Below are 15,393 nucleotides of genomic sequence, written 5' to 3'. Positions count from 1 at the left end.
TTCGCCCTTCTATAAGATATTATGGTAAGGATTAAGTTACAATCTATCCTGAAGAACATGAACGTGCTAAGTCTCTTGACAAACTAGCGTTCAAGAGACAGTCCCAAAGGCAGCCTCTTCATTACTTTGTCAAAGGGATCAATATCAAGCAAATTCACCAGCACCTTGGATAGAACGTTCACTATTCTCGACAAGGAACACTGTGGCGGTTTGTTTTAAGGTTTCCCACTCTGCATCCTCAACAAAAATGCCCTCTTCCCATGATACTTTTTGTGCACGGTTTAGTTCTTCACTTTCGATATGAATAGCGTAGCCTTGTGAACTCGCGTCAAGGTTAAAGTCGTTGGTAGAGATTTCTATGATCATGTTATGGTAATCGGTATCATACCCTTCTATGACATCGGAGAAGTAGACTTCCGGTGAAATGTGACCTCGGTTTAACACATACAAGGTACGTTTCGGACTGGTACCATTCACCCATTGTGTACGACAGGCTATCCCCTTGGAAGACAGTCGAGCTAACTCACTAAATGCTAACCAACGGTTGTGGCATTGTTTTAGCGTAATGGTGACAGACTTACTCTTCACCATCTTTTCTAACGCAAAGTCCAACACCGCAGGTATATGACATGCAACACTGCCATTGTGCAAGTCAACTTCAATGGACGAGTCTGTATTGACAACGAAGGTCACTGCGCAATCCAAATCTAGATTAAGGAACAAACTGGCGTTGTTGAAGTGACGTACACCATGTAAACCAACCATTTGCAGATCCGCCACCATATTAGCAATCACATCCGCCTCACCACAGTGACGACGCATGCCAAGAAAGGCTTTGTTCACCGCAGAAACCAGCTCATTGTGAGAAACGATCATAATGCAAAACCTCCATCGATTTTTTGATTGTCGCTTCGCGCGATATTTTCACGCTTAGGCATGGTTGGAAAAATCCACGTATCGGTATACTCAGGATCGTTGATTTCACCTAACAGTGGTGCTCCTTGATAAAAGGTCACACGCACCCACCGATCCGACCTCGGGTCGAATTTTGTAGCACCAAACATCGCTAGCTTACAGCGCAGCAAATGCATTGGTAGTGCGTCCTTACGAAGTACGTTCATTTGGATATCACCCATTTCTCTATTGCCAAGCGTCCACACACGACGAGTGATTGCACGATACTGAGGGTGTTGTAATAAGAACTCTGCCAATGATGTATCTGACTGGCACGATTGCAATACATGGTAGAGACGGTTCACTTGTCGACCAATATCAAGCGGCAACTCCCGTTCTTCGCCAATCTCATCGCCACGAACACCTAACCTTGGTTCCTCTTTATCTTGCGAACGATACCAGAACCAGTAGTTGTTCTCTGGTAACGAATAGTCCGCATCAATCGACCAACGATATTTATGCTCTAGTATTTGCGAAACATCTTGAACGCTTTTGCCACCAGGAATGGAAAGCGATTCATCGCTGTTCATTTGGTTTTCAAAATCGTCAACTAAAGCAGGATAAAGCTCTATCAAACATGAAGTTAGAATTTCTTGAGCTTCCAAACTCATCGTTGTGGTTTGTTTTATCAAGCTTGCCCAGTTCATGTGTTTCGTCATCAAGGCGCTCAGGTTGATTTGCAGCGCGTGAATGTCTTCTATAGCTTTGTGATTCAGTTGGTCTTGATGTTCATTCATGGTGATCACCTGCTCTAGATGGTGCTGCGCTTTTACCAATAATGATGTCAGTGGTGCTTCTTGTCGGATCTCACAAGGCATTGCCAATACTTGAGCAATAGCACGCTCACGGGACGTCATCCATTGGTCAACGATACAAGGGTGATTGATAAGATAAGGCGCCATCCCTAATCCTGTTGCATTCCCTATACCAAGATAACGTTGTAGCCCTTTGTGTAGAGCAATGGCTTTATCTCCACCTTTTTGCTGAGCCAGATAATGTACCCAATCTAGGCTGAACCCTCTAAGTATGTACACCGCACACATTTGCGCACTAAAGGATTGATTAAAGTCGGGATTATTTTCTAACAGCTTAAAGTCTGCGATACCAAACTTGCCGTTTCCGTATACGGCTGTCGTTCTCAGTATGTACCCAACTTCTGCAAGTACAGTAGGGTCTGGCTGCTCACCTTTTGCCAATGCAGTAACTAGGTGATCAAACACGCGGGTGCTTTTGTTAGCACGAGCAAGAACAAGTACGTTGTTGGAATTGCGCCCTGCTTCTTGTAATGGCACATTGGCTCTGAGCCGCTCTAAAAGCTCAACATGGACCTCCCCTTTTACAAATGCAAAAGTGACGTCCCATTTCTCGGCTATAACGCGATCATTACGTTCTTCATCGGCAATCTCATCGCAAAATACAACCAAGTGATATACATGTTCTGGCGTTTCGATTTTATAAATCACATAACCAAAGCCACGTGGGCATAATTGCCATTCATGTTTACTGACTTGCCATTCTTGGTTTGCCATCTTTCGAATCAAACTTCTCACAAAGCTGATTCGGTTTTGATGCATAGCCCCTAACCTATCTGGCGCCATCACAATTGCAGCGTTGCGAAGCGTTGTTTCAGTGTAAGTAGTACGATCTGCATCCATTTTGCTCACCACTTATTTTTTATTGTAAGAATATAGACTTGTACGAGCGCAGGAGGATTAACCCGCACAAGCTCCACGTTATTGTTTATAAGTTATTGGTGTCGCTTTTTAGCGACTTATACCCCCTGTTCCTTTGCCATCTTGATGGCGATCTGCGGTGCATTCCAAAGTGACGGCAGCAAGATTAAGGAGACAGGCACAGCAGTGATCACAATGAAGGATTGCAAAGCCGAGATACCACCAGAGCCTAGAGAAATCAGAATCAGCGCGGTTACCCCCATTGCTACCCCCCAGAAGGCACGAATGAAGGCATTTGGTTCTGTTTCACCACTTATCACGACACTAATGGTGTAAGTCATCGAGTCCCCTGTGGTCACAATGAAGATGGTCGTTAACACAAGGAATAAAATAGAAATTAACATCGGCATCGGCAGCTGTTGCGTTACAGCCAGCAAAGCCCCCGGTAAATTAAAGCCTTCAAATGCCGAACTTACGCTGCCTGGGTTAGCGATTTCAAACGCCAGACCTGAACCTCCAACAATCGTGAACCAGAAGCAAGTCGTCAGTGGTGCAACGATGCTAATAGTTGTAATTATTTGGCGAATAGTACGTCCACGCGAAATGCGAGCAATAAAAATTGCCATCATTGGGCCATAGCCTAGGAACCAACCCCAAAAGAATACCGTCCACCAGCTCAACCAACTTTCATCACCTCGGTAAGTCGCCGTTATCCAGCATGGTGCCCACGCCTTGGATGTAAACATTAAAAATAAAGCCTGTTGGACCAAACAGCAGGATGTAAGCCATTAGAGCAACCGCTAAGATAACGTTGTAGCGACTCAACATTTGCATGCCACGGTTCAGACCGCTCAACGCAGAGACGGTGTAAAGCACGATAGCAAAGAGAATAATGATCAGCTGTGTTGTGAAGCCATCAGGAATATCAAACAATACATTTAACGCATAGCTAACCTGTAGTCCTAAGAAGCCAATTGGACCAATAGTGCCTGCTGCAACTGCAATGATGCAGCACGCGTCAATCAAAGCGCCTATTTGGCCTTTTAATGCACGCTCGCCCAGTACTGGATATAGTAGAATTCGAGGCTTGAGTGGCAAACCTTTGTCGTAATGTAAGTGCATAACCACGATAGAAGTTAAGCTACCAACAATGGACCAAGCGAGAAAACCCCAGTGCATGAAAGATTGCGATAGTGCGTTTACTGCACTTTTGTATGGATCATCTTGTGCGCCATATAAAGGCGGAGGACTGACGAAATGTGCGATTGGCTCAGCGGCCGCCCAAAACACACCACCACCGGCGAGTAAAGTACAGAAGATAATCGCCACCCAACGAAAACCGTCCAGCTCAGGTTTGGTCGTGCCACCTAAAATAACCTTGCCTGTTCGCCCCGCAGCCAAGCCAAGACCAATAAGAAAAGTGAGAAGAAGCAATAGCTGCCAATATGGACCCAAGATTTTTACCGACCACGCAAATCCTGTGTTCACCAACATAGATAACAGCTCACCATCATAAAGTGCAATAGCTACGAAAAGTGCGATAAAGCCGCCACTGTACCAAAGTGCTGGATTACTCAGCCCCAACTTATCCGTTGTCTTTTCTTTTGCTGAAATGTCGTTGTGTTTTGCTTGTGGCTTCTTTGATGACACGCTTAGCGAAGAAGCTTTCGTGCTATTGGTTGGATTGGACATGCTCTGACTCCAGAAGTTTATTGCAGCAGCCTTAACGGCGACACAAAGTGACTTTTACGCCCGCTTTATTTTTGTATTGGTGGCGGGTAATTCCTTGATAGGGTTACAACCTATAGCTTGGCCTCGAGACCTTTTTCCAAAAAGTTAAACCAGTTCTCACCCAGTATTTTTCCTGCCTCAGATTCACTGAACCCATTACGCATCAGTCCGTTGTAGATATTCTCCATCCCATTGCTACTGCAAAACCAAGGTAGTGCATCGGGCCAACCAGAATTACTTGCCGAACCTTCACCATAATCCATCGCTTTTGACCAACGACCATTACGCATCCACTCAAGGACTTGTTGCGGCTGATTTAGACAAAGATCACTACCAATGCCCAGATGCTCCACGCCAAACAAATCGGCGGCTTTGGCGACCATTTGGCAAAAATCATCAAGCGTACATTGACTTCCATTTGGCAGGTGGAACGGGTACAAACTAAAGCCAATCAAACCATCGCGTTCCGTCAGTGCTTTGATAACGTAATTAGATTTATTTCGCAGTGCGTCATGGGCAAACGTTGGGTTTGCATGGCTAATGCAAATTGGACGGGAAGAGAGGTCTATCGCTTCTAATGTCGAGCGCTCGGCACTGTGTGACATATCGATGATCATACCGACACGGTTCATCTCTTCGATCGCTTGCTTACCAAAGCGCGTCACACCGGAATCGTTTTGCTCATAGCACCCTGTCGCTAACAAACTTTGATTGTTGTAGGTCAGTTGCATTATCAACAAACCTTGACGACGCATTACTTCAATCAGGCCAATTTCATCATCAATTGGAGAACAGTTTTGCGCACCAAAGAAAATCCCTACTTTTCCTTCTGCTTTTGCTTGCTCTACATCAGCCATGGAATGGATTGGCATAATAAGGTCTGCGTTTTGCTCGAAGCGAAGGTTCCATTCAGCAAAGCGGGTTAACGTTTCTCGTGCATTTTCGTGATAAACGATCGTTGCATGCACGGCGGTGATACCGCTGGCTTTTAGTGTCTGAAAGTATTCTCTATCCCAATTGCAATACTGCAATCCATCAATCACAATCCGTTGTTGGTACATAACCACTCCTTAAACGTTAGTTTGCCTTTAAGGTGGAAGCGCATAATCTGCTGCGCTATGTCTCTTAGTAAGGGCGTTGATAAGCGGTTTTCACCACGGTGTAGAATTCTTTTGCGTATTGACCTTGCTCGCGTGGACCAAAGCTTGATTCTTTACGACCGCCAAACGGGACATGATAATCCGTACCTGCAGTTGGGAGGTTGACCATCACACAACCGGTTTGTATCTGCTGTTTAAAGATGGCGCTGTTACGGAGACTTTGAGTAATGATGCCGCCCGTCAAACCAAAGCGAGTATCGTTCGCCACGGCAATAGCCTCATCAAGATCCGACACGCGAATTACACTTGCCATCGGTGCAAATACTTCTTCTTGGTTCACTTCCCAGCTGTTTTGGGTGTTAAGGAACAGGGTTGGCGACATGTAAAAGCCTTCATTTTTGAGGTTTAATCGCTCGCCACCAAATGCCAATTCCGCACCACTTTGGCATGCCTTATCTATCCACACAAAATTAGCTTCCAATTGGTTGCCATCCACCACAGGTCCCATGAAGATGCCTTCTTCTAATGCATGGCCGACTTTTAGTTCGCTCATTCTCTTAATCAGTGCTTCAACGTACGCATCATGAATTCCATCCATTACAACTAGACGGGATGAAGCAGTACACTTCTGACCTGCACCAGAGAAAGAGCCTGCAATAGTCGCTTCAACTGCAATTTGAATATCAGCATCATTGGCAACTACGAGTGCGTTCTTACTGCCCATTTCAAGTTGGCAGCGAACAAAGTTTGACGCTGTTGCCGCCGCGACTTTACGACCCGTATCAACAGAGCCAGTAAAGCTCACGCCGTTTACATCTTTCGAATGGATTAAGGTATTACCTACTTGCGAACCACTGCCTAACACTAGGTTGAATGTACCTGCTGGTAGGCCTTGTCGGTGGATAACCTCAGTCAGTGCAACCGCACTTGCTGGTGTTAAGTTCGCAGGCTTCCAAACTACACTGTTACCAAACGCAAGAGCTGGTGCGATTTTCCAAGCGGCAGTCGCAGTTGGGAAGTTCCAAGGGGAAATGATGGCGATAACGCCGACAGCTTCACGCGTTACCTCAACGAAAACGCCTGGACGGACAGAAGCTGCGTTATCGCCAATTTGACGTAGCACTTCAGCCGCAAAGTAATGGAAGAATTGTCCAGCACGGTAGATCTCGCCGCGACCTTCTGCAAATGGTTTGCCTTCTTCACGAGAAAGCAATGTACCGAGTTCGTCACAACGGGCAATTAACTCATCACCGATCGCTTGTAGTACCGCTTGTTTACGTTCAATCGGTGTTTTTTCCCATTCAGGCTGCGCAACTTTCGCGGCCTGAATCGCTTGTTCGACTTGCGCTTCACTCGCCTGAGCAAAGTCGCCTAAATTTTCACTGATGTCTGAAGGGTTAATATTCGCAATCGTATTGATGCCAGATTGCCATTCACCGGCAATGTAGAGCGATTTTTCTACTTGAACATTATTGATAAAAGTCATTGTTATGTCCTTGTTCTTCCTGACGTCTGGTAGTCTTCCACCAGCCCATTCATCTCACTTAATAAGCCAAATCTTAGCTGTGTGTTTTTATTCTTTACTCAGGCTGGTTTGCTGAGGCATAAACCACAAATTCCACCAGCATTTCTTCACGGGCAAGACCTGCGACAACCATGGCTGCGCGATTTGGATAAGGCGCTTCAAAGTATTCTGCATACACTTGGTTTACCGTTTTTAGGTACTCGCGTTCCGTCACGTAGATAAGTACTTGTAGGACAGAATCAAGCGACTCGCCCGCGCACTCAAGGGTGTGTATGAGATTGTTAAAGGTTTGGTATGTTTGTGCTTCAATACCGCCTGCAACTACTGCACCAGTACTATCGATTGGGATTTGCGCCGTGTATAACGTGCCATTGTTGACGATGGCCCATTCCAGTGGTGCTTTTGAAGCAAATAATGCCGTTTCAACTGGGTGTTTTTTCGTAGAATTATTCACGTACCTTTCAACCTTTGTTACAGCCTTGTTTCAATATAGTTAAATACTGCACATTGACACGCGATAAATCTAACGGTAAATTTCTTACATTTGATAAATAAAACCTATCACCTTATGACAGATCCTATAAATAAAGGGATTGCAGGGGTTTCGAGATGAGTATCAAACTTCAACAATTAAAGCATTTTGTGATGGTGGTCGAGGAAGGCGGTTTTAGGGCGGCCTCACATAGAGCAAACCGCTCTCAAGCTGCGCTGTCAACGTCGATCAAAGAACTAGAAAAAAATCTCGGTCAAACCTTGTTTGAAGCAGGGAATAAATCCAAACTCACGCCCTTCGGTGAGATCTGTTTGCCCAAGATCATTCAGTTTCTTAATATCTATAACGCGTTGAACAACGACTTAAAAGCAGCAGCCGCTGGGCAGCAAGGTCGAGTACGAATTGCAAGTGTCCCTTCTGTTGCAGCCAAACTCATTCCAAGCGTTTTAGGCGCATTTTGTGAACAATATCCTAACGTAGAGGTCAGCTTAATTGATGATAATGCAGCAGGGGTCGAAGCCCGCTTGTTATCAGGCGAGGTCGACCTAGCGCTTGGTAATCCCTCCCATTTGGATGAAGGCGGCATCGAGTTTACCCCTTTAATCTCTGATCCCATTGGCGTGGTGTGTTTGAGAGATAACCCTATTGCTCAACAAACAGAGGGAATTGAATGGCAGACCTTGTTAGAGCAGCCATTTATTCGAAACGGGACGTGTACCCTACTCGATCCGACGCCTGCGCGTGCGCGTGCGCTCAGCGAGCAAGCCTTATATTCCGTTGAGAACATCACTTCTTTGTTTTCTGTTCTGGAACTCGGTATTGGTGTCACTACACTGCCTAAGTTGGCATTCCCAACCAACGAGACACGCTTGGTTTGGATTCCACTGATCGATCCACCATTAGAGAGACAAGTAGGTATTTTTACTCTGACGGACAGAACCATTTCCCCTCAAGCAAAAGCGTTTCATGATCTATGTATTCATTATTTGAATTACCAATAAGAAGCAGAGCTCACATGAGTAGTAATCACAATCGAAATAAACAATACAGCGGCTATGAAAGCTTTTATTAAACCAGATAACTAGAGAATGATACTTTCTACGCTTATAAACGACACAGAAGTTACCACGCTTGGTGCGACACTTAGATCAAAATTTGCAATCCACTTCCGTGGGATTACCACCTTTCCAGCATTTGAACAATAGTGGCTCTGCCAATAACGGACGAAAAGACATAAATAACTGAATGATGGTATTTGTAAGGCTTAATTGCTATAAAAAGCCGTTACATTGGTTCAGTATTGCTAATCATCAGAGTTGATTTTTCACTCGTCGTTTCTCGTCATATCTGGCATCTGACCCAACATGCCAGACTCCCCAAAATGGAACGTCTCAAGCTGGGCTCGTGGCGTTGAACTGGGTTTGATAGAGCTTGTATGCAGAGCATCATCTTTCGTGCTGGCGGCGTAAAGCTGACCTGAGAATGGGATACTTGTGTCGTAATTTTCAAACCAAATACCCATTGCTTCCGTTAACTCTTTATCTGATTTATCTACATGTGCCAAAAATGCACTATGGTTGGCAAAGAGTCTTAAGTCATGGACTAAATTAGGGGTATTTTCGTCAGGAAATACAGCGGCCATCAAGATACCAGGGATTTTTTCATACCATAAATTACACACAGTCTGAAAAGAAGTCCCCAACTCTTTCATCTGATTTGGTTTAACATAGCGCATTGTAAATCCAAATAATGCAGGGCCCGCTTCTCCTCCGCCATCAGCTTTAATAAAACCAGCCATGCATTTCTTAAAATCGTAACGCACACCTTGAATAACCTGAGTATTATTAAGCATATCCTTGTCCCAACCACCATACACAATCAATGTATCAGGATCTTCTTCTGTACTTTTATAAGTGGCCCATAACGGCTTACTTTCAATTGGGCGCCCCCAATCGTTAGCGAAAGCATTTGCACTCTTAACCCATATAACATGCCAGTAAACTAATGGGTCTTCTTTATCTGGAAATGCAAAGATAGCCTTAACGTCTGGATTGCTTTCGTAGACAGACTTGGAAAACGCTTGATACTGGATCGTAAACTCTTCTAACATGTCATCTTTGATACGACGCTTGCCGTAAATGATGACTGGCGTTGTTTCAGTTGCCCCTGTAGGCGCTTTTTCTTCACTAAGTACCTGCGGTACTGAGTTATCTACCTTTTCATTATTTGCTAATTTCATCTTTGCTCCCAGTAAAGTTTGCCCTAGTTACATCAACCCAGAAAATTTTAATATTCACAATAAAATTAATACTTTAGATATTAAAAGACTCCCAAATCAATTGAACATCTGACATTTTAGCTCTTCATTTGAAAGAGCCTCTTCAGTAGCTCTTTTTGTAGCACATTAACAGCATAGGGCTTCATCGAGTTCCACTGGCCGCACTCTTGCCGAGTTCTGCCGCATCCTCGGCACCAACCTTTTTGGCTAGAGAAATCACACAAATCGATACACGGACTCTTCCGTTTCTTCATAATCGAATCCTTTAGCTTATTGCTAAGTTTAGCGTGTTAGAGATCGAGCAATACTTCATCGATACTCGATTCCAATGTCCTAAGTCTATTAAACTCTTCATAAATTCGCTGTTCGAGATTTTTAAAGTTCAATTGTAGGGTGCGCTGGCACACGCTATAGCTAGACTCGGAAATTTTGTACCCCTTCCAGCTGTTAATTCGTTCACGTTCAAGCTGTTTAAATTGGCGAATGAATTCAGATTGCTCAGGACAATCTTCTTCGGCATGCATGCATACGAGAAACGCCTTTTGCTTGATTTAAGGCGCTTCAATATAGGTCTCAAAGTGGACGCCACCTTGTCGATGATTAAACCAATTTTCCTTGTAGAGTTGGAGATAGTTACCGCGGTTATATATCTCCCAGTCATCATCGAACCAACTCGCATTTCTTAGCATGCTTTCAAGGTTTCGAAATACACCTTTTATATCTTTCATCTATTCCAAATACCTCGTTACAAGTGGAAGCTGCTGCCTATCTTGTAATTATCAATGCTTTATATCAGCAACCTATTTCAAGCAACATACCCACAGTAATATATTTTTCTACCATAAAATTAGTATGGTTTTAGGCTTTAAATGGGGCAGATAAATCACAATTGGACAATGATGAGTTAGCAAACATGCTAGCTTTTTGTTGGACAAAAAGTGTTTCAAGTGGGCTTAGTGAATAGTATAAATTGCACAGAATCACACCATTTAGTAACGAAATCTCTACTACACTCTGGCACTGATAGTGATAGAATCTGCACATCAGAATTACCGAGAAACTCTATGTTTATCCATCACGTTAACGATATCGACTGGCTGGTGATTACAGCTTTTGAAGAATTCAAAACTATGTTTATCGAAGAAGCCGGTAAGATACCTTATTGCTTCTCTACCACCAGCGAATTAAGCCTGATTGATCAAGCTAAGCGTACTTATGGATATTTGCCTTCTCTCAGCGGTGTTATCACCGATACAGGTACGTTTCAAAGCAAAGATAACGAAGAAGGTTTGAACCCACAACTAGCCTGCCTAGTTGAAGGGCACGGTCGAGTGTTCATCTATCACGGTGGCTTCGTGGCTTTTGTGGATGACGAGCAAACCTTTATTACCCGAATAGACTGAAAACTATTCACTAAGTAGTAATCGGAAAATTGGCATCCCTACCCGCTCATCCGTCAGCATTTCATTTATTAACAGGCAGCGTATAAATATTGCCTGACTAAAGACAATAAAGGTTAAGTGCATTGTACTTAGCCTTTTTCATACGCTTAATAAGCGCTTTATTCTACGGAACTAAAACCTTTTTTAGAATTAACTACTTTGCCCATTCAATGCCAATGTCATACGTTGATGAGTACGGTAATTCGGAATCGAAATAAATTGATTCTGAATCAGTTTAGCACCAGGGTTATCGTAACCGTATATATCAGGACGCATCGCTAACTGACCATTCTGTGTTACCCAAGCAGTTAAATAAGCCACATCAAGATTAACATGCGTATTCAAGCCAATCTCACGGTGCTTGTTGGTATTAATCATATCGTTGACAGAAGGCAAAGTCGGCATATTTTGATAAGACAAAATAAGTGTCGCCATTTTACGTGGTTGTTGTACACGCATGCAGCCAGAGCTTAAATCGCGATGACGACGTTTAAACAATGGATACTCTGATTGTGATTCATCATGCATATAAACAGAGAATGAATCAGGCATCAAAAATGCGACCCGACCTAACGCATTTTCAGGACCAGGATCTTGACGAAACTCATGACTAAATGTTTTTGGGTTTACTGTTGCCCAGTCTATAGAACTCGGTGGCACAACAGAGCGATCACTCCAGCTATTAATCACATCCATACGATTATTCGCTAAGAAATTAGGGTTTGCTTTAGCCGATGGGATCGTATTCTGCACTTTAATGGTTTCAGGCACATACCAGTAAGGGTTAATCACAACCGTATTAATATATGACTGGAACAAATTGGTTGGACGTTTTGGTATCCCATCAATAATTTTCGATTCAAAGATTGGCTTTTGATTATCGTATAGCGTCATTTTGTAATCAGGAATGTTCACAATAATTTGTGGGCCATCCCCTTCTAATTGTGCAAAACGCTCACGTTGTAAGTTTAAAGCGGCAATACGTGCCAAACTTGAATATGGGCGTGTTAATTGGCGCATAACGTCAGGCCCTATAATACCGTCCATCTTCAAGCCATAATTCCCTTCAAAAGCTTGAATTGCTTGGTTTATCACACCACTATTTGTAATTTTGGCTTGAGCAACAATTTGTTGGTACTGAGGCTGAGTTAAATAACCCAAATTCCAAAGCACTGTTGCAACCTTGTCGCCATAAGGGATCGGCTCACCGATATTAATAACCTTATCGAACTGAACGTCACTTGAATCCAGAGGGTTAGCTGGCAAGCTTAATAAATGGTTAATCACCCCCATTGTTGGAACAAACTGAGAAGAAGGAATAAGAGAATTGATTTTTTGAACAGTTAATGGGAAATATTGCTGAGCCATTGTTAACGACAAAGACGTTAATTTTACTGGCTGCGAATTGTATAGCGGTCGAGGATCTTGTATTAACTGGTGCACATAATCCACGTACACCAAGTAGGTATCCGTTAATAGTAAATCAAAGCCACGCTCATCTCGCCTTGTCTCTAATTTCTTCAACTCTTGTATACGCTGCTTCATACCGGGCAATGTATTGGAATCTGCCAACGCTTGTAATTGCGGTATGATCGCACTGACAAGCGCTGGGTTTAACCAATACGGCATAAAGTTATTATCAGCGTATAGCGCATCTAGAATGTTATCGTTGCATACTTTTACTTTTGATTGCGGACATAAAAACGCAGTACTATTTACTTTAACCCCATCTAACACATGCGAATCCAGATCTGGTCGCGCCACATTATTAGCAGCGAAAGCCGAGTCACAAGTCAATAAAGCCGAAACCGACATTACCGAACCAATGAATGTACTTATTTTTTTTCGACTAAACTTCATCCAACATTCCTTAACTAAATCTAAGAAAGTAAATATTTACTGTTTTAGAATTTAAATCATTCATCATTAAAAATGACAAAGATTTCAAAGTAACTAATAGTGAGTAATTTATGCTAAAAAGCGATAAGTGGAAATAACACTTTCGGAATATTAAATTTTAAGCTGAACTTTGTTCGATTACGGTTGATAAATGATGCAATAAAGACCATCAATTTTATTTTGTTAAAATAAAACTCTCATCAGTGGTAATGAATCATTATTAATAAATAGTGAATAAATAAAACGAAAGAAATTTTACGATATTCGAAAATTACAAGCTAAAAGCAAACCAATATAAAAATGAACTGATTGTGATTTCACAATAGCGATTGTCTTGCCAGTCAAAGTTAACAGCATAGCCGATATTATTATCTTGACAAGCTTACATTATTTGAGAAGCAAAAATACCTTCAGTTTCTACTAACACAAGGTTAAAGACTTGCCGCCGCCCCACGTCTAAAGCCCCCATACTGGGTTTCATTATTACGAATGATGAGCGACTTAGCCTAGTAGACTTGCTAAATCCATGTCGTTATAGAAGTTACCCATTTCAGGATCGGTCACAGCTTTAAAGTTGTGTTTGTGAGCCAAACTAAGTACCGTTATGATAGATAATCTTAATCGTGTAGTTGCATTATTATCTTATCTATTGATAAACGACTTGACGTCGTTCCAATATAAGAATCATTTCCTCATTATGCTGAATATTTAACTCTGAACATTCAGCAGACAAGAAAAGCCAATGAGCTTTAGGTCACCATTTAGATAAAGAGCCGCTCTAACCTTCTGCATGAATAAACTTAGTCGGCACTACGCTATATTTACACGCTTCAAGTGAATTAACTTCAATTATACAAATTGGTTTCCCATACCAACCAACGACCACTTGTGAGTGACCAACTCTGGCATTTGTTTTTGGCCTGATTGATACAAAAAATAAGCTATGACTTGCACTTTTTTCTAATTCGGATTAATTATACTCATCAGCACAGAAATGGTCTGACATGAATAATTAATGCCTTTTACGCTGAATTTCAGATAGTCAGCTGAAATAGTGATTCAAATAGATTTGTGACTGTTCTTCAATGAGATCTATTTAACTATTTCGCAACATAAAACCTTAGTCACTGAAATTAAAATTATAAATTTCGTTAGTCCAATTTTGGTGATCATTATTCCTATTATGTTTAATAGAGCTGTTAATTTTAGTAAGAATACTGATACTTTAGGAGTAATGGAATAACCCAAAAAATACTTTTAAGTTTTTGCACATGAATTTATTTTCTATCTGTTTTTCAGTTATTTTTTTCTTTTTTATGTCATCAGTTTCTTTCGCTAAGGAAAGCGTTAATATCGATATTAAAATGTTAACCCCTGATTTTTCATTCTCTACAACATCAAAATATAAAGATTCAGACAATTATTACCTTCAAATTTTATATACAGAGAACAGTCAAAGTGCTGCATTAAATAAAATCGAATTAATACAAAAATCTATCCAGTATCCTATGGCTATGCAACCTTATAAGCGAGGGTTTCGAGTCTATGTTGGACCGATTAAAGGAGGGGATATTGCTTCTGCACTAAAATCATTGCTATCAATTGGTTATGATGAACATTTAGTACGGCATATTAATAATCAACCCGATTTTTTAACATATAAAGACATACTATTTAAAAAAATAGGTCGAATTGGAGATAATAATATTATTTTACCATTTAACAAAAATGGCTCTTTAGCTCGATTTTCTTCATTAGACATTGATTCTATATGTAAGTCGATTAATTCAAATGTTGCTCTTTTGTCAGAATATGGGGAAATTTTATCAACATCAAACTTTATATCTGATATAGGTGCGCAAAACCGATATTGGCTAACTTCTAAAGAAACAGTAACTAGAGTATCTGATAATTTAGTTATCAAAGCAGTTGATAACGATGCGAGATATCCAATTATATGTTTAATTAATCACAGTAAGCATAAATAGAATAACTTTTAAATGACCACCCACCTTGCCGGTCTTTTAGTATATTAAAAGGCACTTCATGTAGGAATTATACATAGCCTTTGTATATCTATCAGCTTTGATAGAGAAAATTACCTAACAAATTTTTTTCCACAAATGAGTTAGTTATTCAGCTAACTCATAGTGATCACCAAGCGACTTTGCCATTACACTAACTTCAAAGTGAATTTCTAGTAGATACTAAGAAAAATACCAACAACCTCCCCCTCCAATCTTACAATTACCTGACATAACACCACGAATGTAGCCACTTTTGTCATAACCCTGTTAA

At 41.7% G+C, this 15,393-nt stretch carries 11 protein-coding genes and 2 pseudogenes; 3 read left to right on the top strand and 10 right to left on the bottom strand.

What is annotated here, in order from left to right; translation table 11 throughout:
• Positions 1-144 precede the first annotated feature (144 nt).
• The 6 genes and pseudogenes from SKA34_RS02340 to SKA34_RS02315 form a co-directional block, all read right to left on the bottom strand.
• On the bottom strand, positions 145-876 hold the full coding sequence (locus SKA34_RS02340) for a DUF3726 domain-containing protein (protein ID WP_006643891.1): 732 nt from the start codon (positions 874-876) through the stop codon (positions 145-147).
• Positions 873-2,609 carry a hypothetical protein gene (locus tag SKA34_RS02335; RefSeq protein WP_006643890.1) on the bottom strand — a complete coding sequence of 579 codons (1,737 nt, stop codon included), beginning with the start codon at positions 2,607-2,609 and terminating at the stop codon, positions 873-875. Before SKA34_RS02335 ends, SKA34_RS02340 begins: the two co-directional genes overlap by 4 nt.
• Before the next feature lie 116 nt (positions 2,610-2,725).
• Positions 2,726-4,319, bottom strand: a pseudogene (locus tag SKA34_RS02330) (BCCT family transporter).
• Positions 4,320-4,429: 110 nt separating this feature from the next.
• Positions 4,430-5,419 carry a membrane dipeptidase gene (locus SKA34_RS02325; RefSeq protein WP_006643887.1) on the bottom strand — a complete coding sequence of 330 codons (990 nt, stop codon included), beginning with the start codon at positions 5,417-5,419 and terminating at the stop codon, positions 4,430-4,432.
• A 64-nt stretch (positions 5,420-5,483) separates the two neighbouring features.
• Complete coding sequence (locus tag SKA34_RS02320) at positions 5,484-6,944, bottom strand: aldehyde dehydrogenase family protein (RefSeq protein ID WP_006643886.1); 1,461 nt, start codon at positions 6,942-6,944, stop codon at positions 5,484-5,486.
• A 94-nt stretch (positions 6,945-7,038) separates the two neighbouring features.
• A complete protein-coding gene (locus SKA34_RS02315) occupies positions 7,039-7,437 on the bottom strand; it encodes a RidA family protein (protein ID WP_006643885.1) in 399 nt (132 codons plus the stop codon).
• Positions 7,438-7,592: 155 nt separating this feature from the next.
• Between SKA34_RS02315 and SKA34_RS02310 the strand changes: the two genes are divergently transcribed.
• Positions 7,593-8,477 (top strand): LysR family transcriptional regulator, encoded by an 885-nt coding sequence (locus tag SKA34_RS02310; RefSeq protein ID WP_006643884.1) that lies wholly within the window; start codon positions 7,593-7,595, stop codon positions 8,475-8,477.
• 323 nt (positions 8,478-8,800) lie between these two features.
• Here SKA34_RS02310 and SKA34_RS02305 read toward each other — a convergent pair whose 3' ends face one another.
• From SKA34_RS02305 to SKA34_RS23440, 3 genes and pseudogenes are all read right to left on the bottom strand, one after another.
• Positions 8,801-9,715, bottom strand: coding sequence for a hypothetical protein (locus SKA34_RS02305; protein WP_006643883.1), 915 nt, complete (start codon positions 9,713-9,715; stop codon positions 8,801-8,803).
• A gap of 116 nt (positions 9,716-9,831) precedes the next feature.
• Positions 9,832-10,008, bottom strand: a complete 177-nt coding sequence (locus SKA34_RS02300) for a DUF1289 domain-containing protein (protein WP_006643882.1) — start codon at positions 10,006-10,008, stop codon at positions 9,832-9,834.
• Between the two features lie 36 nt (positions 10,009-10,044).
• Positions 10,045-10,482 (bottom strand): annotated as a pseudogene (locus SKA34_RS23440) (hypothetical protein).
• Positions 10,483-10,818: 336 nt separating this feature from the next.
• Between SKA34_RS23440 and SKA34_RS02290 the strand changes: the two are divergent.
• Positions 10,819-11,157 carry a hypothetical protein gene (locus SKA34_RS02290; RefSeq protein ID WP_006643879.1) on the top strand — a complete coding sequence of 113 codons (339 nt, stop codon included), beginning with the start codon at positions 10,819-10,821 and terminating at the stop codon, positions 11,155-11,157.
• A gap of 189 nt (positions 11,158-11,346) precedes the next feature.
• Here the strand turns inward: SKA34_RS02290 and SKA34_RS02285 are convergent, their stop codons facing one another.
• Positions 11,347-13,056 (bottom strand): L,D-transpeptidase family protein, encoded by a 1,710-nt coding sequence (locus SKA34_RS02285; protein WP_006643878.1) that lies wholly within the window; start codon positions 13,054-13,056, stop codon positions 11,347-11,349.
• 1,310 nt (positions 13,057-14,366) lie between these two features.
• On the opposite strand from SKA34_RS02285, the gene SKA34_RS02280 reads away from it, so the two are divergent.
• Positions 14,367-15,083 carry a hypothetical protein gene (locus SKA34_RS02280; protein WP_006643877.1) on the top strand — a complete coding sequence of 239 codons (717 nt, stop codon included), beginning with the start codon at positions 14,367-14,369 and terminating at the stop codon, positions 15,081-15,083.
• The last annotated feature ends 310 nt before the right edge of the window (positions 15,084-15,393 follow it).

Source organism: Photobacterium sp. SKA34, from assembly GCF_000153325.1.
In the GTDB taxonomy this organism is placed as follows: domain Bacteria; phylum Pseudomonadota; class Gammaproteobacteria; order Enterobacterales; family Vibrionaceae; genus Photobacterium.
This window is presented reverse-complemented; position numbering and strand designations above follow the sequence as displayed.